The 23,105-nt window shown below is 43.3% G+C and carries 21 protein-coding genes and 1 pseudogene; 5 read left to right on the plus strand and 17 right to left on the minus strand.

Features of this window, described 5'->3' with window-relative positions; translation table 11 throughout:
- Positions 1 to 590, minus strand: a pseudogene (locus tag NC996_RS22250) (hypothetical protein); the annotation flags it as partial.
- A 926-nt stretch (positions 591 to 1,516) separates the two neighbouring features.
- Here NC996_RS22250 and NC996_RS22255 point away from each other — a divergent pair.
- Positions 1,517 to 2,221 (plus strand): DUF547 domain-containing protein, encoded by a 705-nt coding sequence (locus tag NC996_RS22255; protein ID WP_190688683.1) that lies wholly within the window; start codon positions 1,517 to 1,519, stop codon positions 2,219 to 2,221.
- A gap of 178 nt (positions 2,222 to 2,399) precedes the next feature.
- Here NC996_RS22255 and NC996_RS22260 read toward each other — a convergent pair whose 3' ends face one another.
- From NC996_RS22260 to NC996_RS22320, 13 genes are all read right to left on the minus strand, one after another.
- Positions 2,400 to 3,155: a TIGR04283 family arsenosugar biosynthesis glycosyltransferase gene (locus NC996_RS22260; RefSeq protein ID WP_190688686.1), complete on the minus strand. Its 756-nt coding sequence runs from the start codon at positions 3,153 to 3,155 to the stop codon at positions 2,400 to 2,402.
- Positions 3,156 to 3,235: 80 nt separating this feature from the next.
- A complete protein-coding gene (locus tag NC996_RS22265) occupies positions 3,236 to 4,126 on the minus strand; it encodes a M48 family metalloprotease (RefSeq protein WP_190531990.1) in 891 nt (296 codons plus the stop codon).
- 222 nt (positions 4,127 to 4,348) lie between these two features.
- Entirely contained in the window at positions 4,349 to 5,473 is a 1,125-nt protein-coding gene (locus NC996_RS22270) for a nucleotidyltransferase family protein (RefSeq protein ID WP_348260022.1), read from the minus strand.
- A 45-nt stretch (positions 5,474 to 5,518) separates the two neighbouring features.
- On the minus strand, positions 5,519 to 6,445 hold the full coding sequence (locus NC996_RS22275) for an SMP-30/gluconolactonase/LRE family protein (protein ID WP_190688692.1): 927 nt from the start codon (positions 6,443 to 6,445) through the stop codon (positions 5,519 to 5,521).
- A gap of 28 nt (positions 6,446 to 6,473) precedes the next feature.
- Positions 6,474 to 7,352 (minus strand): SDR family oxidoreductase, encoded by an 879-nt coding sequence (locus NC996_RS22280; RefSeq protein ID WP_190688695.1) that lies wholly within the window; start codon positions 7,350 to 7,352, stop codon positions 6,474 to 6,476.
- Positions 7,353 to 7,354: 2 nt separating this feature from the next.
- Positions 7,355 to 8,074 carry a glycosyltransferase family A protein gene (locus NC996_RS22285; protein ID WP_190688698.1) on the minus strand — a complete coding sequence of 240 codons (720 nt, stop codon included), beginning with the start codon at positions 8,072 to 8,074 and terminating at the stop codon, positions 7,355 to 7,357.
- A gap of 179 nt (positions 8,075 to 8,253) precedes the next feature.
- Positions 8,254 to 8,964, minus strand: coding sequence for a glycosyltransferase (locus NC996_RS22290; protein ID WP_190688700.1), 711 nt, complete (start codon positions 8,962 to 8,964; stop codon positions 8,254 to 8,256).
- Between the two features lie 21 nt (positions 8,965 to 8,985).
- Complete coding sequence (locus tag NC996_RS22295) at positions 8,986 to 9,756, minus strand: glycosyltransferase (protein ID WP_190688703.1); 771 nt, start codon at positions 9,754 to 9,756, stop codon at positions 8,986 to 8,988.
- 3 nt (positions 9,757 to 9,759) lie between these two features.
- Positions 9,760 to 10,842 (minus strand): serine kinase, encoded by a 1,083-nt coding sequence (locus NC996_RS22300; protein ID WP_190688706.1) that lies wholly within the window; start codon positions 10,840 to 10,842, stop codon positions 9,760 to 9,762.
- Positions 10,843 to 10,949: 107 nt separating this feature from the next.
- Positions 10,950 to 11,411, minus strand: a complete 462-nt coding sequence (locus NC996_RS22305) for a PqqD family protein (protein ID WP_190411527.1) — start codon at positions 11,409 to 11,411, stop codon at positions 10,950 to 10,952.
- A 309-nt stretch (positions 11,412 to 11,720) separates the two neighbouring features.
- Positions 11,721 to 12,968 carry a nucleotidyltransferase family protein gene (locus NC996_RS22310; protein WP_190688711.1) on the minus strand — a complete coding sequence of 416 codons (1,248 nt, stop codon included), beginning with the start codon at positions 12,966 to 12,968 and terminating at the stop codon, positions 11,721 to 11,723.
- A 460-nt stretch (positions 12,969 to 13,428) separates the two neighbouring features.
- Positions 13,429 to 13,764 carry a carbon dioxide-concentrating mechanism protein CcmK gene (locus NC996_RS22315; protein WP_190411529.1) on the minus strand — a complete coding sequence of 112 codons (336 nt, stop codon included), beginning with the start codon at positions 13,762 to 13,764 and terminating at the stop codon, positions 13,429 to 13,431.
- Positions 13,765 to 13,978: 214 nt separating this feature from the next.
- Positions 13,979 to 14,290, minus strand: coding sequence for a carbon dioxide-concentrating mechanism protein CcmK (locus NC996_RS22320; protein WP_190411530.1), 312 nt, complete (start codon positions 14,288 to 14,290; stop codon positions 13,979 to 13,981).
- Positions 14,291 to 14,628: 338 nt separating this feature from the next.
- Between NC996_RS22320 and ubiG the strand changes: the two genes are divergently transcribed.
- Complete coding sequence (gene ubiG / locus NC996_RS22325) at positions 14,629 to 15,369, plus strand: bifunctional 2-polyprenyl-6-hydroxyphenol methylase/3-demethylubiquinol 3-O-methyltransferase UbiG (protein WP_190688765.1); 741 nt, start codon at positions 14,629 to 14,631, stop codon at positions 15,367 to 15,369.
- Positions 15,370 to 15,454: 85 nt separating this feature from the next.
- Here ubiG and NC996_RS22330 read toward each other — a convergent pair whose 3' ends face one another.
- Together NC996_RS22330 and NC996_RS22335 are read right to left on the minus strand one after the other, a co-directional pair.
- Positions 15,455 to 16,309, minus strand: coding sequence for a rhodanese-like domain-containing protein (locus NC996_RS22330; protein ID WP_190411531.1), 855 nt, complete (start codon positions 16,307 to 16,309; stop codon positions 15,455 to 15,457).
- Between the two features lie 83 nt (positions 16,310 to 16,392).
- On the minus strand, positions 16,393 to 17,274 hold the full coding sequence (locus tag NC996_RS22335; RefSeq protein ID WP_190675001.1) for an alpha/beta hydrolase: 882 nt from the start codon (positions 17,272 to 17,274) through the stop codon (positions 16,393 to 16,395).
- 198 nt (positions 17,275 to 17,472) lie between these two features.
- Between NC996_RS22335 and NC996_RS22340 the strand changes: the two genes are divergently transcribed.
- Both NC996_RS22340 and NC996_RS22345 read left to right on the plus strand, forming a co-directional pair.
- Positions 17,473 to 19,344, plus strand: coding sequence for a tetratricopeptide repeat protein (locus NC996_RS22340; RefSeq protein WP_190688714.1), 1,872 nt, complete (start codon positions 17,473 to 17,475; stop codon positions 19,342 to 19,344).
- Between the two features lie 70 nt (positions 19,345 to 19,414).
- On the plus strand, positions 19,415 to 20,857 hold the full coding sequence (locus NC996_RS22345; protein WP_190688717.1) for a bifunctional orotidine-5'-phosphate decarboxylase/orotate phosphoribosyltransferase: 1,443 nt from the start codon (positions 19,415 to 19,417) through the stop codon (positions 20,855 to 20,857).
- Between the two features lie 19 nt (positions 20,858 to 20,876).
- On the opposite strand, the gene NC996_RS22350 is transcribed toward NC996_RS22345, so the two are convergent.
- Positions 20,877 to 21,791 carry a histone deacetylase gene (locus NC996_RS22350; RefSeq protein WP_190688720.1) on the minus strand — a complete coding sequence of 305 codons (915 nt, stop codon included), beginning with the start codon at positions 21,789 to 21,791 and terminating at the stop codon, positions 20,877 to 20,879.
- Between the two features lie 440 nt (positions 21,792 to 22,231).
- Here NC996_RS22350 and NC996_RS22355 point away from each other — a divergent pair, with 440 nt between their 5' ends.
- The gene (locus tag NC996_RS22355) at positions 22,232 to 22,897 is read left to right on the plus strand and encodes a ferritin-like domain-containing protein (RefSeq protein WP_190688723.1); all 666 of its coding nucleotides are present in this window, start codon (positions 22,232 to 22,234) and stop codon (positions 22,895 to 22,897) included.
- The last annotated feature ends 208 nt before the right edge of the window (positions 22,898 to 23,105 follow it).

Raw genomic sequence — 23,105 nt, forward strand, 5'->3', positions numbered from 1 at the left:
ACATCATTTGCCAAAATTTCGTAAGGAATATCACCAAGCGCTTCCTTGACTCCAGATAAGACAGCTTCAACGTCAAAAGGTGCTAATTGAAACTTACCGATATTAGAGGGACTTGCTACTAGCACAAGGGCATGTAAGTCACGCCGTCCAATCGGGGGGAAGCGGCGATCGATAATAGTAGGAATGTACAGGGAAAAGGGAACGCGCTGATCGCGAGCTAAGAGATGCCAACTTCCGTCAGTATCAATCGGGGCGCACAGCCTTTCCCAATGCAATATTTTGAGTTCGTCATTTTCAGCCGCTTCAATCGATAGCAGAATTCGCAAGGGGGAGTCCTGGCTGCTTTTGGATAAAGCACGAATAAATGTTTCGCGCACCTCCCCTTGAAACAGGGCTTTGCCTAGTAAGGTACCGTATTCTTTCTCGTTTTCTTGCTGTTGGGTGAGTTGGTGAAAGTTATCCTGACTTAGCTGTAGGGTTTCTTTTGAATGGATAGTTAGTCCGTCCGGTTGCTTACACCTGACAACAATAGGCCAGCTACTAACACCTGACTTGCTCTGAATGGTAATCTCGAACTCAAAGGCGTTCATGCGTCATTTCCTTGTGATTATTTCTCGCTCTCCAGATGTCGGAAAACAAATATTCTGCGGGTATTATGAGACTATAAGTACAGTGAGTAGTTCTTTTGTGTCACTTTAGATAAAAGAAAAATAATATAGCAGTTCTCATTTGTATACAGTACACTTTTGCTCTTTGTTTGGAATCAGAGATAGGCTTAGAAATTAGCCCCTTGCTCGATTCCGGGAACTCTGTTGGAAGTTAGGCATTGAGTGTAGTTGACTCAATCGAGAAGCACTATAACGCTTTTTTGCCACTATCAGCAGAGCAAAATTTTAACCCCCTTGCAACGAGATACTTTTACTATATTTTGGTCTGGGTTTGTCTCAGTTTCCCCTCGCTTAAATAATTTTTAATAATAGTTTTTGTTAATCAGATGGATTGTTGGCTTTTCAACTTCATTAAAAATAATAACAGACAAGTTGATAATCGCTTAATTATTAAAGGTTAGGCTTATAAAAAATGGGTTTATTAAAACCGAAACCAGTTGAAAATCATGTCAATTGTCTGATCATAATTCCCCTCATGGCTATATAGATAAAAACCTCCGAGGTTTCGGGTAGTCTTTGATAATCGCCAGCTAAACACACGTTAGGTTGCGCTTAGTATGCTTTAGTCATTCGCGTGCGCGTGGTACTGATATTTGCAATTTCAGCTTCAGCCTTGTGAGCTTTTTTACAACTACCCCTACCTTTTAAAGCATCCTTTAAAAAGAGAGGGGAGTTCAATTCTTCTCCCTTCCCTTATCGAGAATCACACATCTTGCACCAGTTGCATTGCAATAACCCGCCGAGAAATAAATTTCTGGGTGGGTTTTGAGGCTGACCCTTGAAGAGTGCAAGAGGTCAGGAACTTTAATATGGGGTTAGATTTGTCCGCTCGGAGAAAGTATTGAGCTATGATCGACTTTACAGTTTGGGATGAGCTACTGCGCCGATACGTGGATCTAGAAGGTCGCGTCGATTATCATGCTTGGTCTTCAGAGCGATCGCAAGCGCTTTCACAATGGCTGAATTCCTTGCAGGAAGTAGATTTGGGGGATTATCCCAACCTAGATGAACGGTTAGCGCTGTGGCTGAATTTATATAATGCGATCGCGATCGATCAAGTTCTAGCACGCTATCCCATCCCATCCATCCGACCGAAGATTTTAGGAATTCCCAACTGGCTTATCTTCCTGTTGTTCTTCATCCGTCCCGTCTATTCCTTTGCAGGTAAACGCTACAGCCTCAACCAAATCGAACATGGCATCCTCCGCCGCGAATTTGACGAACCCCGCATCCACTTCGCCCTTGTTTGTGCATCCATCGGTTGTCCGTTGTTGCGAAACGGTGCATATTTTCCTGAATCGGTGCGGACTCAGTTAGAGGATGACGCCAGTCGTTTTATCAATAATCCCGATAAAGTTCGCTACGATTTCCAAACGGGAACGCTTTACTGTAGCAAAATTTTCAAGTGGTACAAGAGCGATTTACTGAAAGTCGCACCTTCAATTCCTGAATACATCCGCTTGTATTTAAAAACCGACGTGCCTCTTGACGCTTCAACGCCGATTTCCTATCTCTATTACGACTGGAATCTGAATGAAAAAAAGAGTTATTAGTTGTTAGTTGAGCGACAGCAGATGCACTTTGATATCAAATTCAGTAATTACCCACTCCCCGGAACCCCACCCCGCCAACGCCTGCGGCTCTGGCTCCCCTCCCCGCTTGCGGGGAGGGGTTGGGGGGTGGGGTTCTTTTATTATGGAAAATTAAACAGATTCTATAACTAATAACGAATTAGCGAATTTCCTCATAAAACTTTTTCAGGTAAGTTGCTTCAACGCCGATACCCCAAAGAAAGCCGATGTAGAGATATATCGCGGTAGCCTTCAGCGAACCCCATTTTGCCACACGGCGATCGCTACTTTGCACAACTCGATTCACTTGACGAATCCGACCTCGTTGCACTAGCTTCAGGCACAAATCTGCTTCCTCCATAATCGGCAATGCTGGATCGAATCCGCCACATTCCCAGAAATCAGCGCGACGACAAAACATCACCTGATCGCCAAATAACAATCGCAACCCCTGAAAAAACAAACGAGGTCGGAAAAGCAGCGGCGCGTAGTAAGTTTTGAGGTAATTGTGCAGCGAAACTCCCCAGCGCGTTGTCTGGGAACCTGTCATCAAAGAAATAAACCCGCCGCCAGCAACGGCTGGATCGGTTAAAGTTTGCTCAACCACTGCCACAAAATCATCTGGAACCGAAGTATCTGCGTGTAAGAAGCACAGGATATCCCCCGTCGCCGCCTCTGCGCCTCGGTTCATCTGCACTGAACGTCCGCGAACATCACAACAGAGGACACGCGCTTGAGATGACGGGGCGATCGCTTGTAAGATCCGCTGGGCGATCGCAACTGTCTCATCGTCACTTCCCCCATCTACCACCAGCACTTCCCAAGCTGGAGGATCTAGCAAATTCAACTGGCGCAGCGTGCGTTCCAAGCACGTCGCCTCATTCAGCGTGGGAATAATAATCGAAACGCGAGACATCTCCGGTTTAACATCCTCATTCAATAAAAAACCGGCGTTACCACCGGCTAAAATCAAGCATCACCAGCACTGCTTGCACATTATGCGATCGCTGGAGTCATTTGCTTTTGTTGCTTTTGTTGCTGAGCCAATTCTACGAGACGACGAATCCGATCCTCAGTCGGGGGATGGGTACGGAAAAGAGATTGCAACCCTTTTGTCGAGATAGGATTGACAATCAGTAGCGGTGACATCGTGGGATTGCCGTTCATCGGAATCTGATGACCCATTGCCTCAAGCTTCTCTAACGCACTGGCAAGCGCCAAAGGATTCCCCGTGATTTCAGCCGAACCCAAGTCAGCAGAATACTCCCTGGTGCGGGAAATCGCAAACTGGATTAGCGCCGCAGTAATAGGAGCCAAAACGATTAGAAACAAGGCACCCAAAGCGTTTCCACCTCGGCGGTCATCGCGGGTGACAGGGCCGTAGAGCGCTCCCAAAGTGAGAATCCGTCCGACAAAAGTAATCGCTCCAGCGATGGTGCCTACAACTGCCTGAGTTAAAGTGTCGCGGTTTTTGACGTGGGTAAGTTCGTGAGCCAAAACACCTTCAAGTTCTTCGCGGGAGAGTAATTCTATAATCCCTTGAGTCACTGCCACAGAAGCATGATCCGGATCTCGTCCGGTTGCAAAAGCATTGGGGGATTTGGTTGGCACTAAAAACAGTTTCGGCATGGGAATCCCCGCCTTTTGGCTCAAAGAAGCTACCATATCGTAGAGTTCTGGAGCCTCCTGACGCTCTAGTGGTTGGGCGCGATACGCCATCAAGGCGGCTTGGTCAGAATAGTACCAGGAGCTAAAACTACTGAATGCAGCAAAAGCCAGACCTAAATATAGCCCCTGCTCGTTGCCGACCAGATAATAGCCACCCAGAACCAGAAGACCGCTGAGGAGTCCCAGCAATGCTGCTGTCTTGATTTGATTTCCAATCATGATTATTAGAAAGCAGTTGTTGAGAATTTTCTTTATTTGTTCTTAAGTTCTCAGATTCTGGAGTGTCTAGGCTCTATCTCATGTATGAAACTTGCCTCTTCCGGCTGGTAGGGAAATGTGTAAAGGGCTTTAGGAGACGCTTATAGTTATCTGCTAGTGCATTGATGGCGATCGCTTCTACCCTGGTTGTCTTCATCTCTTTTCAGGTGAAAGCGATCGCGATTACCAAACGAGCCTTTTTATACCCCGCATCATTGCTTGCAATGGAACTTCCCATAAATGTTCTAAACCCCAGATATATTGTAGATATCTGGGAAAACCTAAAAATTCTAATTTAGAATTATCCGTATTTACTGCTCTTGAATATTGTATATATCTCATTATCAAACCCTCGGAAAATGATTTTCTTTTTCTACTCGTGAGCTGATATTCGCTGCACTCAAATTTAGAAACGGGTATACTCTGTACTTCTTGTAAAATCGACAGAGGGATTGGGGAATATAGGATTTTATGTAATTTTGTCAGTATATTTTGTATGGGCAAAATTAAGCGATATTTTTGTGCCAGAGTTACCAGTCGGTTCCAATCAATTTCTGCTTGGTATGAGTTGAGAAGTATTGCGGCATCAGCTAGCCGACTAATTGGAAAAACAAAATTACTCATTCCTCCATATACACAAACGTACAATAGCTGATCGGTAGGATTTAAAACATAAGTTGATAAGTCATCCAGCTTGGTTAATATCGCACTATCCCAAAAATATTTTTCAGCATCTTCTTGAAAACCATCTGCGAACAGATGCCAGCGAAGATTAAACTGTTGTTTTAATTCATTGTCAAATCCTAGAGTATGAGAGAAGGGCGTAATTGTAACTGGTATTTTTCCTTTGGCTCTCCAGCCAATTTTTTGTAACAGACTTACGGCTGCTAAAGCATCTCCTGGATGAACTAAAAAATCAAAATTATGTATCATTCGTGAGCCATAATCTTTGTAATAATGTATATTCAAAGCTGCATCCTTGAGCAGCATTGTTGTGATACCATCATTCTGAAAACAACTGATAATAGCTGCGACTTGTTGCAACAAAACTTGGGTTTCACACCATGTGCGTCGGTAAACTCCCTTTAGTCTTGCCATATGCAGATCCGTCACGCCATGTGCGGATAAGTTGCGATAAAGTAAAGGCAGCAATCGATAGGATTCTACATCGAGATTCTCAATATCGGCAGATGCTTTCCATTGATTCCAAGAATCAATTGCCTCTTCTCCCTGCAACAGTGCTGCCCGCAAAAGCAATTTTTGCTCGGAATTAAGCCAGTCACAGCTATCCTTATTATATAGATTCATTTTACGCATCTTTTGTAATTTAAAATTTTAAACGATGGTAATCAATTAAGGCACTTTGATGCCTGGAATATTGACTCGAATTTTGTAAACAGAAGTGCCAGCAGTAATATAAAGACTCTGCAAATCATCATCTCCCCAAGCACAATTCGCTGGCACCTCCGGGGTAAGAATTGTTCCTAAATGATTCCCTTCTGGATCGAAAACCCACACGCCTCCTGCACCTGTGCAGTAGAGATGTCCTTGCACATCTACTTTCATCCCATCGGGTAAACCAGGTTTCTTACCATTCATCTTGTAAAAGATGCGGCTGTTAGCAAGTTTACCGTCAGCTTGAACGTCGAACACGCGAATATGACGGCGTTCAGAATCGTCGATATAAAGCTTTTTTTCATCCGGTGAAAATGCTAGTCCATTAGGTTTATCAAAATCATCGGCTACGACTATAATTTCTTTGCCATCAGGCGAGAGGCGGTAAACCCCCTGGATTGGTTGTTCCTGCTGTTCGGGTTTGATGCCATAAGGCGGATCTGTGAAGTAGATAGAACCGTCACTTTTCACGACAATATCATTAGGACTATTCAGTGTATTACCTTGAAATTTATCAGCTAAGACGGTAATCGAACCATCTTTTTCGGTGCGGGTGACGCGGCGCGTTCCGTGTTCACAAGTAATGAGTCGTCCTTGCTTATCTCTAGTCAAACCATTGGAGTTATGGCTAGGCTCTCTAAAGACTTTTACCTCACTATTGGAAGTCAGTTTAAAAATTTTGTTACCCGGAATATCACTAAAGAGGAGATACTTTTCTTCAGCAAACCAAATAGGGCCTTCTGTAAATTCAAATCCCGTAGCCACACGCTCAAAAGTTGCATTTTTAGGGAAAAGACTTTTAACTGCTTGACATTTCGCCTCCAAGTGCCCTGAAAATAATTGCTTTTCTACTTTTCTTTTTACCCATTTTATGATATGAAACATTTGGCTTTCTTTAAAATAACAAGCTTTTTTATTGATTCAGATATTCGGCATAACGATGATTATATAATGACAACCCAGCATCGATTTTGAGAACGGTTCCAGTCGTAAATTTTGAAAAATAGTCGGAGGCTAGGTAAACAGCAGCCCGACCAATATAACAAGGATTGATTGAACTGTTATGCAGTGGAGTATAGCTGTGACGGAGGGAGTTTCCTTGCTCATCTTCCGCTACCCAGCCGGGAGCGATTCCGTTAACTTTTACCCCAGAAGTTGCCAATTCTAGAGCCAATTCTTTGATAATCATTCCTAATGCAGCTTTTGAGGAGCTGTAACTAGGCCAACGTACAAGTTCCCATTGGTGAATAGACGTGATATATATAATCGAGCCATGAATGCGATGATTAACCATCATTTGAGAAATAAGCTTTGTGAGATACATTGGCCCGAAAACATTGGTATTAAAGGTTTTATGCCATTCTCCTAAATCAAGGTTTTTTATCTGGCTCGTCTCAAATTGGATTCCCACATTGTTGACAAGAACATCAATATTTATTTTGTTTTCTAATAAATAATTACATAAATAATCGTTATCTTCAGTCTTAGAAATATCTGACACAAAGGCTCTTGACTTAACTGGATAGCACCTTAATTCTTTTTCTAAATTTTCACATCCTTCCCGAACTAGGTCAGTGAAGAAAATGTTTGCGCCTTGTTTTGCCATTTCAAGAGCAATACTTCTGCCAATATTTCTGGCTGCTCCAGTTATCAGAACATTTTTTCCAGCTAAAAGCTGATTATCGATAACTACCGAAGGCTCTGTTGCTGGTTTTGTAACTACCAACTTTGGAGCTGTGGGCGGATTCACGAAGGCTGTTAAGGCAGCTTTAAGGCGAGTTTTCAAACTCATATTTATTGAGAAAATGAAGAATTATTTTCTGGCAAAGTTGCGGCGCGGCGTCGGTCGAGTGAAGCTTTAATCAGCCGGACATAATCAGTCCGCGCTTCACGCTGGCGAATGCTCAGATTGGTTTCGTGCAACCGCCTTGACATCAAGAGGTCTGGTAACATCTTTTCACGCAATCCCAGCTCTGTTGCACGCGCATACCAACTGATAAATTCTCCCATTTGTAAGTTGGTTTCAAATTTTCCTACCCGAAGAAAAGCTTCCCGTTTAAGCAGCATGGTTCCAGGGTGATATCCCGCCATTAATTCAGGAGGACAGTATATTTTATTCTTGATGCTTTCATCTAATTCGGGACTGTGAAACTGTTGAACGTATCCGAAGACTATATCAATATCGGGTTCGCTCTCAAAAACCTGCATTTGACAAGTCAATTTATCTTTGACCCAAAAATCATCTGCATCGAGAAAAGCAAAGAAATTTCCTTGCGCTAATTCTGTGCCATAATTTCGGGCAGCACCCGCACCGCTTTGGGCTTGGGAATAGTACCGCACTGATGACGCAAAGTGCTTTGCTACTTCTGCACTGTTATCCGTTGAACCATCATCTACTACAATGATTTCCAGTGGCTGATAAGTTTGAGCTAGTACGCTTTCAATCGCTTCAGCCAGATAGCGATCGCAATTATAGACAGGGATAATAACGCTAACTAAAAAAGAATTATTCATTCTTAATCAAAGTCTTTCTTTCTAATTTAAGTTGCAATATCTTTAAATAAATCCATTGAATTGAATCTTTTTGATGTTTTTCATTTGCAAAAGTTTAAGCAGATTCTAGTAAATCTACACTTTTGAAAAAAGTATTTGGGTTTTATAAAACTCTGTTGGCTCTAAATAATGCGATCGCTTCATTGTTGAATTGCATCTTTTTTAATTTTGGCACGACGTTGACGATTAACAGATTGCTTAAGTATCTGCAATAATTCTTGATTGTTTATCTCAGCATTGGATGAGAGATTTTGGGTGTGGACTCGTTTATATAGAAAAACTTCGGGGATAACAGCCATAGGTATATTTTCATCTTTGGCTCTAGCAAACCAATCGACATCGCTAGCAATCACCAGGTTAGTGTTAAATTTACCAACTGAATTTAATAGGGATTTCCGCACTATTAAAGTTCCAGGAATAGGCCCAACAATATCTTTGTCTAATAGATCTTTCTTGAAACCTAAGGGGATAGGACATTCTGGCTCTAAAATAAACCTAAATTTAGCGATCGCATATTGAATTGTTGGATTGTTGATAAGGTAATCAACCTGAAGACTTAATTTATTGGGTGTCCATACATCATCGTGGTCAAGAAAAGCAATAAATTCTCCTTTCGCAGCCTCAATCCCAAGATTCCAAGCGTCAGCAAGGCCCTGACCAGCTTGCCAAATATAGCGAACTCGTTCATAAGACTTGGCAATTTTTTCAGTATTATCTGTTGATTTACCATCAACAACAATAATTTCATAGTCTTCATAAGTTTGCGATAGAACGCTTTCGATAGCATCTGCTAATCGATGTTCTCCATTCTTGACAGCAATAATTACACTGACTAGCGGTAAATATTCCATTGTATTATTTTTTTGAGGATTTTACATTATTTTAGGAATTTCAGGAGAAGTGCCAAGGTACTCATTAATTGGCATATCTAATAAAGAAGCCTTTTGATAATTCCCTCGTTTTCGGCACCGATCTAAATGTTTTTTGAAAATCCTTACAAATCCAAGCTCGACTAAGTTTTTTCCAACGGTCATGTTATCTTCGTGCTTGCGATAAAACAAACTAACCCGTTCTAATACAACTTTTGAAATCCCATTTTCCCACGCTCGGATAAACCAATCGACATCTTCAGCATAGTTAAGTGTTTCATCAAATAAGCCAATTTTATCAAAAACTAACCTCCGATAAATTGCGCTTCCTAAATTTATATAGCTATAAGGATTGTAAGCAGGTTCAAAAAGGGGCTGATTGTTCGTTGTAATTTGACATAGCTTCATTTGTTGAATTAATCCCTGGACAATCTCTACTGAGGGGTTATCTACTAAATAACCTACTTGCAGTTTCAGTTTATCTTCTGACCATAAATCGTCAACATCTAAAAAAGCGATCGCATCCCCTTTTGCCATCTTTAAACCACGGTTACGAGCTGCTGATGGCCCGCTATTAGGCTGATAAACATAGTGAATACTATCTTTATAGCGAGCAGCAACTTCCGCCGTTTTATCTGTTGAGCCATCGTCAACAACAATGATTTCTAGAGGCTGATAGTTTTGATTGAGGATATTTTGAATAGCTTCTGCTAGAAACTGTTCTCCGTTATAGACAGGGATGATCGCACTAACGAAGAATTCCTTATTATTCATGGGCTATTGCTTTGAAAGTAAGCTTAAAATGACTTCAGGAATTTGCTTCAGGTCAGTGCCGAGTTCTAGATAATAACAAGGTAGCTGGCTAACAGTTTTTGTCATCAGCTCACAAGCTTCCTTACCTGCACCGGGCAATTGCAGGATTGTACTAGGAACAAGTGCTGCCAATCCTGCCGCTGATGAGGTAGCTTTCAAGGTGGTATTGCTTCCCCCAGTAATGCGGGGGATTAAGATAGCTTGAAGCGGAAAACTGGGCAAGATTTTTTCGGGAAAATGGTCGTTGATGAAATAAAGCGCTTTTTCCGAATCTAAGCGATCGCTATTGCTAATTGCCTTAGCGAGAAACGGCAATCTTTGAACATCATCGGCATTTTTTTTGCCAGTGCTGTAAATGCTAAAAACAGTTGGAGTGGGGTCGGAAGTAATCAAACTATAGTCGTCGCTGGCATAGAAAAGCTCAGAGTTAAGGCAGGTTAAAGCTGTAGTTGATTTACCAGACCCCCCTTTTCCCACTAGCAACACGCCGCCCCTTGGCATTCCAACTGCACCCGCATGAACCAGTTGCAGTCCCCGCTTACTCATCCAGACGTTAAAAATTGTCCGTAGGGGAGAACCTGCTTCCCAGTAAGGAAGTTGTTCAGTTGTCTCAACCCAATAGATTCCCAGGTTGCGATCGCTATCTAAAATACTTAACGCAAACGCTCCCCATTGGAAACTGGTATGAATGCGCTCATTAGTAAACCCGATAATTTCCCCACGCTTTGGATGATGATGATTTATTTGCCAAGGTGGAGGTGGCATTACGGTGTTTGTCGAGGCGCTATCCCACAAACAAACTGTCAGCGCTGGATCTGAAACGGGTTCTGTAGCTAAATGTCCTAAAGCAGGTGTCATGTAGGAAATTAAAGCTGAACCAGCAAAACGCAACCGAATTTTAAACCCGCCTAAGCAATAAAAACGGTCAATAGAACCAGATGCAGCCTCAGCTTTTTCGTATAATTCATAAACTGTATTAAAAAAAGCTAAAGAGTCTTTCCGTTCTGTTTTGGTAGCAATCTCAGATGCCAACTCGTTAGTCATCATGTTGAAAAAACTTAAGGAATTAGCTGAAACCTAGGGGCAAATCCTGACGACTGCCCCTTCCCAATACACCTTGAAGCTGCTGATAATGATGCCAAATGCTGATTCAATCAGGCTTCAACTTTAACATTAGGCCAGCCCACCACCTCATTCACTTCGTGAATGGGGTCTAAAGCTAGCAATTCTTCCATATCTGTATATTTTTCTAAAGTTGGGGGTGAAAAACTCAGCTTTTCAGGATTGTCGTTTGTGGTGCTTGGTGCGCTGTCTATATTTAAATTTTTAGGATCTTCGGTGCCATCAAGAGTAATGAGTTCTTCTTGCTGCAATCTGGCAATAAAATCATTGACAGTATTTTCAATATTTTGGCGATCGCCATCGTAGCACTGGATTATTTTTTGGATAATATTGCTTTTGGAAGTACCTTTAATAATTTCTTCCCAAATATCAGCCCCAACTTTTACTAAGCTATAATAATCTCCCTTATCCAAGTTGACGATTACAACTTCACCATCAATCGTTTCGTGGACAACTTTAGGAGCATTCGCCTTAAATATCTCTGAATGATTCATGATTTTTTTGCTATACTATCAAGCTTTGTTTCGCTTTTCTTAACCCTAAGCTAACCTTGAGATATTCTAATGTCAAGGTATAACCAATTAGGTTTATTACTAAATTTATAGACTTTATAATGATTCCGCTTATATTATAAACTAACGCTTTTAAATAATATTAATTATCAAACAATACATATTATGAGCTTTTGATTTAGTTTGAATTTAAAGCTCATAATATGTATCCGGTTTAAAATTGAAAAAGATTTATTCCTTACTTACTACCATTTTGATTAAGGAATAAATTTTATAGTTTAAGCATGAAAATCATAAGTTTTTTTTACTCAGCTTGAATCTTTTTAATATTTGCTCTCCTATTAGCCTGAGTGGTCGCAGCAAATAGTAAAGGAAAGCTGGAAATTCCGCCAAAGGTAGTAGCAACCAGTCGGTAGTAGTCGGAGTGATTGCTAATTTCAGAGAGTACCGCAGCCTGTCAATCAGGCGTTCTCTGGCTTTTAAATGGAAGCGGGTGGTTGTCCCGTCTTTAACAGATCCGTCCGACGAACGGAAAAGCTGTTCGCATACTTCAGCCGCCAGCAATTCTACCGTTGGGTCAGCCTGAATCTTTTGCCAAACATCATCTGGCAGGGCAGTTCCCTGAAGACGATGTGCCAGCATTAAACCTAGAAACAACATTCGCTGACCGCCCTTAGCGCTAGCTTGCTGCATCAGTTTGACCCAATCTAGCTGCGGATGGCTGCGGATAAGTTCGGCTACGTCGCAGATTCTTGCCAGTTGCGTCCAACAGTCTTTGGTTCCGTGTCCGCAAATCGTTAGCAACGAATTCTCTGGCGAGAGGTTGGGAACTGTCGTTCCAGCAATGGAGACTGGCTCCAGGTCATCCCACAATTCTTTAGAATCGATGGGAAAAGAAAAATACTTTGGCATTACTCCCCAGTGCAGTTCCACCAACACTCCTTTCTGGTGGTTTCTAAATGGATAGGCGGCTTCGCGTACAAATTGATGAATATGAGGCGATCGCACAAAAGCCGCTTCCTGTTCTTGAGTCACTTCGATGCGCTCGATTTTCATCTGGTATCCTTGAGACAAAAACAGCGCCTTTGCCCTTTCGATGTCTCTTTCTTGCACCAGAATGTCTAAATCCCAGAACTGTCTTCTCAACAAATTACCGTAGGCAGAAGCGGCTAATACTGGCCCTTTGAAAGGTAGAACCGGAATTCCTTGTGCTTCAAATAGATTTACGAGTCTAACCAGTTCGCCGCTCAAAAATAGGCTGCGTCGAGTGAGGATTTGAAAATCAGCCCGCAACTTAGTGAGAATATTCTTGGGAACCGCTTCCGGACAGGTGCTGTTTAGGTTCCAATACAAAAGTGGCATCACCCTATGCTCAGTCGCCATTTGCATCAGTTCTGCCCAATCTATATGATTTTCCTGGAGTAAAGTGACTAGCCGCTCAACTCTTTCCAATTCCATCCGAGTGCTGGCACAGATTAGCAGCACTTCGATTTCAGGGCGAGTACCTACCGATGAAGCTTTAGCAAGTAATGTTTGCAATATCTGGCTCCACTAAATTTAGCTAAGTCTGGTAGTAATATTCACAATTCATCAATTTTTATATACAACTACGGCATTATTTGTATAGTTCTGATAAAAATATAGGAAATTTTAGTAAAGATTTAGTAATTTCTAGTTTTTGTCAGTATTTGTACGATGCTAGCGTCACGAAATTTTCACGAGACGAGAAACTCCAAATTTTAGAACCCTGACGAATCAAGGGTTTAAGAAATTACCTTTAGGGTGAGGTGAAAAACGAACACCATTAACCACTTGTAAGAGAGAGGTTTTCTCCGGTTTAAAGGGAAAGTGAGTCTTATTCAAAAAATATTGCTAAAAAAACCCATTTTCTTGAAGAAAACGGGTTGTAACAGCAGCTATGATTTTGGACGCTCTCTTGCAGGCAGTCTTTCTACTCAGCAGGCGCTGCTTACGCGCCTTTCGCTAACAGATGTTTCCACTACCTGCGTACTATCGGCTGTTCGACAGCATCTCGGAACTGTTGCACGTCTTCAGTGAAGCCAATTGGCAGTACACTCACGACATTTTCATGGGGACGGGGAATGATCACCCAGGATTCTACAACGCCACCATAAACTTTTTCTACTGCGGCAATTCCCGCCTCCATTGAGGTTTTCACTTCTGAAACATCGCCCCGAATATTGACATTAAAACGGGCGCTACCAACTCGGATATATCCGACTAGGGTAACTCTTCCAGCTTTAACCATCGCATCTGCCGCTGCTAGGACAGCAGGAAAGCCTTTCGTTTCTATCGATCCAACTGCCTGTGGCATTGGCTATCTCCTGAATTTGAATTTAATTGAGTTACGTAGAGCTAAGAACTAATTGTACGAATTTTCGATGCACCTTTGGATGGAAATGCCCCTTGCCTTTACTTTCCCACTTTTTGACTTGACAAAAGACCAAACAATCGAGTAAACAAAATCCCAATAATTGCTGGGATAGCTGGCAATGTCTACTCGCAATTAAGTTCCGATTGTTAACCAACTACGACATACGGAACTGTTCAACTTTTTGGGTGAAATGAATGGGCATAACAGTTTCAACATTTTCCGTAGGATTGGGGATGATGTAGTGGGAGATCACTTGACCTCCGTAGACTGTCTCTGCGGCTTTAATCCCTGCCTCAACAGCGATGTTGACTTCAGAAACTTTTCCCCGAACGGAGACCATAAAGTTCCCTTTTTCTACAAGTGCATAATGAACCAGCGTGACTGCACCAGCTTTAACCATTGCGTCTGCTGCTGCTAGTACAGCTGGGAACCCTAACGTTTCAATCGTTCCCACTGCCTGTGGCATAAAATCAGCTCCTTGAGTCCCAGCAATATTCCCAGCAATATTTCATTGTACGAGGCTTGTGATAATATTTTTGATTTTAGATTATAAGATTTATGCTTCTGGAGACAAAGCGAGAAGCGTGGCTGCGGGCAGTATACGCTAGCTATTATCGCTCAGATGCAGCGAAGATAGCGATCGCTACCTTTCATAAAGGACATCCTACTAGATGCCGATAGGCTAGAAGTGGAATGATTGAGTTCGCAATGTCAGCATAATTTTCCTACTGAAGCAGCGACTAAAATTACCTTAGATGCGTTTGTCCTATCAACCTTCCCACATACAGGATGCAAAGCAAACACTTGAAAAAAAACGACTTAAAATTTTATGATTTGAGTGCAGATAGGTGGTGGCAGGAAGATGAGAAAATCTATGCTCTCTATCATCTCAATCAACCCCGATTTGATTTTTTTGACCGCTATGTTTCAAATTGGCAGGGATTGCAAGCCTTAGATGTTGGATGTGGCGGCGGATTTACCTGCGAATTTATGGCGAAAAGAGGAGTAAAAGTCTCAGGAATCGACCAATCTGCTAAATGTATTCAACAAGCTCAAGATCACGCATCTCTAAGCGGACTTCACATTGACTATCAACACGGATATTCTGAAAACCTCCCTTATGGTGCTAATACTTTTGATATTGTTGTTTGTGTTGATGTTTTGGAGCATATTGCAGATTTACGTCAGACACTTTCTGAAATCTATAGAATTTTAAAGCCAAACGGCTTGTTTCTTTTTGACACAATTAATAAAACTTTCGCCTCCAAATTAATAATGATTTGGCTATTAGAAAATATTTTGCAGGAAATTCCTCGTGGTATTCACGATTGGAATAAGTTTATTAAGCCGCAAGAATTGACAAGCTTAATGCATAGCCAGGGATTTAACAGTATAGAAATTAAAGGATTTAATATATTTGGTGAAAGCATTTACCAAAACGTGCTTGCTTATATTCACTACAAAAAAACGGAAAAATTTCAAGTAGAAATTAGTAACAATACTTCAGTTATGTATATTGGTAAAGCAATAAAATCGCCTAAATAATTACTGTTTATTATTGAATTCATGAGCAATTAAAAGAAGCTTGATTGTTTGTAAAATAGTTACTGATTTTGTTTAATTTATTTTCCTACTTAGGTTCAGATTCTAGAGGATAATGATTTTCTGGCGAAGCTGACCATTCCCACATCGAACCTGCATAGTTTTTTACATGATTAAATCCTAAATCAACAAGTACAGCCGTGAAGAAAGCTGAGCGGATGCCGCCTGTACAATAAGTAATAATGGGAGTATGATGCTGAATTCCTAATCTTTCCAACTTATCAATAATCTGGTCACGAGGCAGCAAGTTCCCCTTGGCATCTTTCAAATCTTGGAAGTAGAAATGCACCGCACCAGGGAGATGTCCTCCCCGATGTTCGCCGTAAGCGGGAGTTCCTGCATATTCCCTCGCTTCGCGGGTATCAATGACAATCAAATCTTGGGATATCTCTTTAGCGGAAAGATTGGCTTTGAGTTCATCGCGCTGAATTTCCCATAAGGAAGTTCGCTGTACAAGAAAATCACCAGGTTTGGGTTGAGTCACTCCCCAAACAATCGGGACACCTGCTTTAACAAGTGCTGAATGTCCCCCATCGACAAAGACTGCTTGTGAATGTCCTAGCGTGCGTAACATCCAAACAATGCGCCCTTCTTCACCAAAATTGTGCGCTGGATTGCCAAGGACAACGACAGGTTGATTGTTACAAATGCCGACAGCGCGAAGTTTTTCTTGCAAAATTTCTGTATTCTCAATCAACTTTCCCTTATTCGGAGATTGTTGTTGCGAGAATTGCTGCCAAGTGACATGAACAGCACCAGAAATATGCCCAAGCAACCAGGAAATTGAATTGCGAACATCCAGAAGTGTCGCATCCAGCTTAATCAATTCCTTCGCTTCTTCTGCACTGACTACCCATCGATGGGCAAGAGAATCCTGATTCATAACTTTAACGCTACCCTGAAAACTCCTTTGCGTACCTTTGCGCTAACCTTTGCGTACCTTTGCGTTAACAATAAATCCTACAATTACCTAAAAGCCAAAATATGCTTAGCAGTAATCTCTGGCTGTTCAAATTGAGGAACGTGCCCGCAATTGGCGATCCAAATGAGTTGAGAATGAGCGATCGCTCTCTTAAACCTCTCGGCATCGTCCGTACCCAACATATCATCCGCCTCTCCCCACAGAATCAGCGTCCGCTTATCGATTTGAGGAATTCTATCTGCCAAATTCCAGTAACCACCACTTTTCATAAACGCGATGATTGCTTCGTGCCAACCGGGCATTTCCATGTGCAGCGCCGCACACCGAATCGCCTCAATAGCAGTCGGTTCCAAGTTGCCAAAAGTGCTGCCCCATAACAGCGCTTGGAGTTTGCGCTGACGCCAATATTCGACTGCCAGAAAATCTAAGGGAGGAAAGAGATAGGAGGCAAGCGGGAAGCTACCGCTGAAACCTACACTGTCAATTAACACCAGCTTTTTGACAGCGTGCGGGTAAGTGAGGGTGAAGTCAATTGCCGCTGCACCTCCCATCGAAGCGCCTACCAACATGACTGGCACTTGGATGTAAGTTTTCCAGAAGTAATACAGGTGCGTCTTGATGGCGTCGGGGTTATACAAAATTCCCTGCACTCGATCTGTAAAGCCAAATCCCAACAGATCTACCGTCCACGTTTCATTTTGGGCGGCGAGTAGTGGTAGCAAGCAGCGAAACTCCAGCACCGAACTATCAAAACCGGGTAGTAATAGAATTGGGGTGCCACCGTTCCCCTGATGGACGTAAGCTGTAGCTATCGGTTGTGGCGAGAGAGGAGTTTTAATCGCCTGACGTTCAATTTTTTGAGCAAGGGCGATGGATGCGGACTCGCGCAACTGCTGAACTTGGGAGGGTAAAAAATCGGCAAACATCAGCGTTAGTGTTTCTCCACACTTTGTAGTATGCGAACTCAGTAACTTATTCAGTACACTGCAAAGTAAATAAGTTATTTTCTCCCCTCTTAAAAAAGGAAGGTAAGCCTAACCCCTCTCCCTGCAAGGGAAGCGGGAGCAAAACAGGGGAGAAGCGAACCGAACAGTATTGCCTACAATTCCACTCAACCACTCCCCATGACAGACTCTCTGCCTTTGCGCGATCGCTATCTACAATTAATCGACCAAATTGTACAAACCACCCTCAAAGGGCAGATTCGCTCGAAAGAGCAGGTGTATAAAATGCTCGTCAAGGATGTGACTCCGGGTACGGGCGAAATTTTCGAGCGAGTTTTGGAAGAAACCTTAAGCGCCACCCAGCAACAGGTGGACACTCAAAAGGATGAAATGAAGCTTGCCAAGGCGACTCGTACCTTGAGGGCAATGCAGACGATTCGGGGAGAATGGGAACGGGCGCAGGAAAAAAATCGGGCGACGGATGCGATCGCTACCGCTGTTCAACAAATTATCGCTTCCCCACCAGACGACAAGCTAGCGGCTTTATTACGGGTGATCGACCCTAATTTAGCGCAAGTTTTGAACTTACCGCAGTTGGCATCTGCACTGAAGCAACAAGCGCCAGAAATTACCCATCCCGAACAAGATCGAGATGTGCAGCAACTTGCTGAAGGTCTTACCCGTGGCTTGGAATCTTGGCAACGCCTGGAAGGGCACCTGGTAAGCTGGATCTACGACCAAAATCGCTCCTTAGGATTTGAAGGCACACCGGCGCAAAGTGGCCCTTGGGGAGTTTGGGAAAAACAAGTCAATAGCCCTTATCCTCAGGGATTATTCCACGCACTTGCCTTCAACGAATCATTAACCGAATTGGTCGCAAAACAACCGCCTGACTTGATTTCCTTCGTTGAGTTAGCGGTAATTTTGCAATACTTGCAGCGGGGGTTGGTGAACTGGTTTGACAAACTGGTTTACGACTCCAAAGTGGGCGCAAGGCTGTCGATTTCCACTTTTCTGACTTTTGCCGTGATTTGGTCGCAGTTAGCGAATGGCTTGAATCAGGCGACAACTCTCAATTCTACTTCGCGCGATCGCTTAGTGAATGGCTGTTTTCAAATTACCCTACAAATCCTCAGAACCTTTTCCCAGCGCCAGTATTTCCCCCTCTACGGTGGCATTTTCGCCTCATTTTCCGGCGCATATCTCCGCACGACCCTTGACTATCTAGATGCACCGCTGCGACAAGTGGAAGGCACGCAAGAAAAAGCTCGGATTTTGACATTAATGGGTTATTCCCAGCGGGCGCAAGGTCGATATGCAGACGCGATCGCATTTCACGAGCAAGCCTTAGAAATCGCCAGAAATGCAGGCGATCGCCCTTGTGAAATTGCCAATTTTAATCACCTCAGCCGCACCTGCGTCGCGCAAAAGAACTATGCCGAAGCCATCAGCTATAGCCAACGGGCATTAATTCTCTCTCGTCAGACAGGAGATAGATTAGGAGAAGCCAACGCCCTCGCCAATCTCGGCTACAGTGAAGTCTTCCAAGCTCAACAATTAGAACAAATAGAACCGGAAATTTACGAGACAGCCATCAACTATTTGCAACAAGGATTGCAGTTATCAGAACGATTAGGCGACGGTCAAAGTAAAGCCCTTTGTTGCAGTAGTTTGGGAATTGCTTTGTTGATAGTAGAACAACCCCAAGAAGCAATTAAATACCTAGAATCTGGCTTACAAGCCGCTCAATTTTCCGGCGATTTATACCTGCAAGGACGAAACTTAGCTTACTTATCCGAAGCTCACCATAGTCTGCAAAACATCGATAAAACAATCCTTACAGGTAGCCTGGGAATGTATCTTCTAGAGCAAATTTCTGCGGAAGAGTGGCGGAAAACCGCAGGCTTACTCACCATCTTACAGGGACAACTGGGAGCAGAAGCCTTCCAGAAAAAATTGCAACAATCGCGCCCACAAATCATCGCCCTTATCGGTGTTGATGGCTACGATTATATTCCCCAAATTTTAGAACAATACAAACAATCCATGTAACCATCTCCCCCGTCTTCCTTTGCGTACCTCTGCGCTAACCTTTGCGTATCTTTGCGTTAAAAAAACACCTATGAACTTCTTCGATAAGCTACTTAAAGCAATCGAGCGCAATCAAAGCTTACTGTACGCAGGACTCGACCCAGACATCGAGAATCTCGCCAAGCGCGATGGGGCTAGCGCCATTGTCCCTTTGGTCGATCGCACTCTTCATGGCGATCGCCTACAATTTGCGATCGCTCAAACCGCCCATTTAGTCTGCGCCTACAAACTCACGCTTGGCTTTTATCAAGCACTGGGGGCAACAGGTTTAGAACTCCTTCAGCAAACCCTAGCCGCTATCCCCGCCGACATTCCAGTAATTTTAGACGCCAAGCACAGCGACCTCAACACCAGCACCCTCTTTGCCCAAACCGTCTTTGAAGACTGGAAAGTGGATGCTGTCACCTTGAGTCCTTACCCAGGACTTGATTTAGCGGCTCCCTTTTTGGTCTATCCTGGCAAAGCCGTCTTTGTGGTCTGTACCACTGACAACCCATCAGCCGCCGTGTTGCAAGAATATCCAGGCACCGGGCTACCCTTTTACATCCATTTGATAAAAGAAGCGCAAACTTGGGGCACCCAAGAACAACTAGGGCTAGAAGTAGGCGCTGCAATTCCGGAAACTCTGACTCGCATCCGCAATATCGCACCAGAACGCCTCATATTCGTGCAGGGATGGTCAGAAAACCAAAACTTAACTGAAATGCTAGAGGCTGGCTTAAACACCTATGGAGAAGGGCTACTCCTGCCAGTTCCTCTAGATTTATTAACTGCCGAACACCCCGCTGAGGCTGTCCAAGCCTTACGCGACAGTGTTAATGAAGAACGGCTCAGAATTGTCCAGGAAAGCCCCACCTGTGACTTGTGGCTTCCGGATGTCTGCTTCTTGCAACATTCTCCCAACCGAGATTTGATTTTGCAACTTTACGACCTGGGTTGCATTATGTTTGGCGATCGCGTGCAAGCCTCTGGAGCGATTTTTCCCTACTACATCGACCTGCGCGTCATCATCTCCCAACCGCAAATCTTCCATCAAATCTTGAGTGCTTACGCCGAGATTCTCAAAAATTTGCACTTTGACCGAATAGCTGGAATCCCTTACGGTTCCTTACCCACCGCTACAGGGTTAGCGCTGCGCCTAGACCGTCCGATGATTTTCCCGCGCAAGGAGGTAAAATCTCACGGCACCCAACGAGTCATCGAAGGTCATTTCCAACCGGGAGAAACCATTGTCGTTGTCGATGATATTCTCATCAGCGGCAAGAGCGCTATGCAAGGGGCAATGAAACTCAAAGATGCTGGATTAAATGTCGAAGATATTGTGGTGTTGATCGACCATGAAAAAGGAGTCAAAGATCGGCTTCAGGAAAACGGCTATCGGGGTCATTCAGTGCTACGGATGGGGGAAGTTGCCGAAACGCTGTACGAGGCAGGGCGGATAAATTCTGAGCAATTCCAAATTTTGAGCCATTAGCCCCGCCCATTGGAGGTCATCATATAAATGCGTCTACGCATCGTTTAACAGTCTCAAGTACCGATGAAGAAAGGCTCTCCAATTCATAGCCGCCTTCTAAACCAAATAATATTTTGGGTGTAATCTCTAAACAATAATCAGTGATGATGCTGTAATCTTGGGGCTGTAAATTGATTTTAGAAAGCAAGTCTGTTTCATTCGCATCATACCCAGCACTGATGATTAAGATATCAGGACAAAAATCTTTGAAAAAGGGAATGACGCTCTCCTCGAATAACTTACAGTAATTCTGTATATTGCTGCCTGGAGCAATCGGAAGATTCAATACATTGTTATACTTACCCCGTTCATCAGGCTTTCCAGTATGGGGATAGCCAGGTGATTGATGAATGGAACAGAAAGCCATGTTAGGGATATTTTCTACGGCTGTTTGGGTTCCATTCCCGTGATGTACATCCCAATCAAGAATTCCAACTCGCTGAATTCCTATGGATTGAGCGTAAATGGCAGCGATCGCTGCATTGCAGAAAATACAAAAACCCATTCCTTCATCTTTGAGGGCATGATGTCCAGGTGGTCTTGCCAGAACAAAAGCTGGACGTTTTAACTGCGAAACCACATCAATACCATCTAACCAAGCACTGGCTGCAAGGCAAGCAACATCAAAGCTTTGAGGCGAGATTTGAGTTGATTCAAAACACCCCCAACCCCGCTCAGAATAACTACGAACTTCCTGAATGTAATCAGAGGAATGAATTTGTTCGATCGCAGCGATAACATTTCTTGAGTTAGAAGGATTCAGCCATCGGATTTGATCGGCTACAGTTGAGCTTCGCAATTTATCGACAATAGCAGTGAGTCGCTCTGGCTGTTCAGGATGCATATATCCTGTTTCATGCTGAAGAAATTTATCTGAATAGAAGATGGTAATCATTCAGTTGTTTCCACAATTTTGAAATTACCGCTAGACCCTTCAGGTTGGGGTTGAACGACCGCCTGCATACCAAATCTATGAGAGGCTAGCTGATTGGCAATCCCACTACTTGTTATACACGGTGTTGAGGCTTAGTCAAGCTCACCGTCTCTCAAACTTTCTCATTTGACTTGTACTTCACCTTTCTTCCGGTATGCACATCGAATAACTTGCCAGAAGAATTAGTCCCTTCTCAAATTTTGAAAGCTTTTAAATTAGGACTAACGCAGAGATCCCACTAACTCCCCGATAAATTGGGGGTGAGTGAGGATATAGGTTTCAAGCTTTCAGTATATAAGTCCTGTAAATAATTTTCTCATCCGTAATCCTACTGAAATCCAATCGAATGAGGTGCGCGTATTAACTGTAAGTTACTGATTTATGAATGAGGAGACACCAACATGGAGAGGGAAAATACCTTCGCCAAAAGATTCTTGCGTCCCAGCAAAACATTCTCACGGCGTGGGATTATGGTGGCGGGGACTGTAACTGGCGTAGCGAGTGCCTTAGGGTTGACCGCGATCGCTGACCGTGCCAGTGCTGCCTCTAGAGACGATAAAAGAAATGATGCTGCCATCCTCAACAAAGCGCTATTTTTCGAGCATCAAGCCATCTGGGCGTATGGTTTTGCGGCAACGAAGCTGAGTGATACAGATGTGGGCAAAGCTGTTTTGGCGTTGGCACTCCGCAACCAAGCCGATCACAAAACGCATCGGGATACTCTAGCATCGGTGGTGAAAAGTTTGGGTGCTACCCCAGTGACGGCAAAATCTAGCTACGATCTCTCGTCCTACATTAAGGCAGGAGAAGGCAACATCGACTCAGATGTGAATATTGCCAAGCTAGCACTCGCTCTGGAGACTGACGCAGCGATCGCTTATACCAGGGAAATTGCAAAGCTAAAAACCCCAGCCTTAATTACCGCAGGCGCAAGCATTGGTTCCGATGAATCTGCCCACGCGACAGCAATTCGCGCCGCTTTCAAGTCACTAGGCGTTGATATCGAAATCGTTCCCGCATCCTTCGTCAGTGCTGATACTCGCAAAGACTGGGTGCTGAAAGTCTAATTCAACCGTAGCCTCATGAAGCCTGTAGGCTTCATCTGTTAGCCTGAGTGCGATTCCACAATCCGCACTCAGGCTATATAGGAAGCGGTTTGATATTCAACTTAAGAAATTCCCAGAGTAATATAAACCCTTAAAAAAATCTCTTTAATTTTAATTTTCTAGTAAAAAGCATCAAAAACGTCTTGTAATTGATAAAATTTCAAAGCAA

This window comes from Trichocoleus sp. ST-U2 (assembly GCF_039961875.1).
Lineage (GTDB): Bacteria > Cyanobacteriota > Cyanobacteriia > Cyanobacteriales > FACHB-T130 > FACHB-T130.

Excerpts from the sequence above, each read along its gene's own strand:
- NC996_RS22340 (WP_190688714.1), top strand. The coding sequence starts at position 17,473 with ATGACAGACTCTCTGCCTTTGCGCGATCGCTATCTACAATTAATCGAC.
- NC996_RS22285 (WP_190688698.1), bottom strand. The coding sequence starts at position 8,074 with ATGAATAATTCTTTTTTAGTTAGCGTTATTATCCCTGTCTATAATTGC.
- NC996_RS22265 (WP_190531990.1), bottom strand. The coding sequence starts at position 4,126 with ATGATTGGAAATCAAATCAAGACAGCAGCATTGCTGGGACTCCTCAGC.
- NC996_RS22270 (WP_348260022.1), bottom strand. The coding sequence starts at position 5,473 with ATGAATCTATATAATAAGGATAGCTGTGACTGGCTTAATTCCGAGCAA.
- NC996_RS22350 (WP_190688720.1), bottom strand. The coding sequence starts at position 21,791 with ATGATTACCATCTTCTATTCAGATAAATTTCTTCAGCATGAAACAGGA.
- NC996_RS22345 (WP_190688717.1), top strand. The coding sequence starts at position 19,415 with ATGAACTTCTTCGATAAGCTACTTAAAGCAATCGAGCGCAATCAAAGC.
- NC996_RS22335 (WP_190675001.1), bottom strand. The coding sequence starts at position 17,274 with ATGTTTGCCGATTTTTTACCCTCCCAAGTTCAGCAGTTGCGCGAGTCC.
- NC996_RS22315 (WP_190411529.1), bottom strand. The coding sequence starts at position 13,764 with ATGCCACAGGCAGTTGGATCGATAGAAACGAAAGGCTTTCCTGCTGTC.
- NC996_RS22320 (WP_190411530.1), bottom strand. The coding sequence starts at position 14,290 with ATGCCACAGGCAGTGGGAACGATTGAAACGTTAGGGTTCCCAGCTGTA.
- NC996_RS22260 (WP_190688686.1), bottom strand. The coding sequence starts at position 3,155 with ATGTCTCGCGTTTCGATTATTATTCCCACGCTGAATGAGGCGACGTGC.
- NC996_RS22290 (WP_190688700.1), bottom strand. The coding sequence starts at position 8,964 with ATGGAATATTTACCGCTAGTCAGTGTAATTATTGCTGTCAAGAATGGA.
- NC996_RS22255 (WP_190688683.1), top strand. The coding sequence starts at position 1,517 with ATGATCGACTTTACAGTTTGGGATGAGCTACTGCGCCGATACGTGGAT.
- NC996_RS22275 (WP_190688692.1), bottom strand. The coding sequence starts at position 6,445 with ATGTTTCATATCATAAAATGGGTAAAAAGAAAAGTAGAAAAGCAATTA.
- NC996_RS22330 (WP_190411531.1), bottom strand. The coding sequence starts at position 16,309 with ATGAATCAGGATTCTCTTGCCCATCGATGGGTAGTCAGTGCAGAAGAA.
- NC996_RS22305 (WP_190411527.1), bottom strand. The coding sequence starts at position 11,411 with ATGAATCATTCAGAGATATTTAAGGCGAATGCTCCTAAAGTTGTCCAC.
- NC996_RS22355 (WP_190688723.1), top strand. The coding sequence starts at position 22,232 with ATGGAGAGGGAAAATACCTTCGCCAAAAGATTCTTGCGTCCCAGCAAA.
- NC996_RS22300 (WP_190688706.1), bottom strand. The coding sequence starts at position 10,842 with ATGATGACTAACGAGTTGGCATCTGAGATTGCTACCAAAACAGAACGG.
- NC996_RS22280 (WP_190688695.1), bottom strand. The coding sequence starts at position 7,352 with ATGAGTTTGAAAACTCGCCTTAAAGCTGCCTTAACAGCCTTCGTGAAT.
- NC996_RS22295 (WP_190688703.1), bottom strand. The coding sequence starts at position 9,756 with ATGAATAATAAGGAATTCTTCGTTAGTGCGATCATCCCTGTCTATAAC.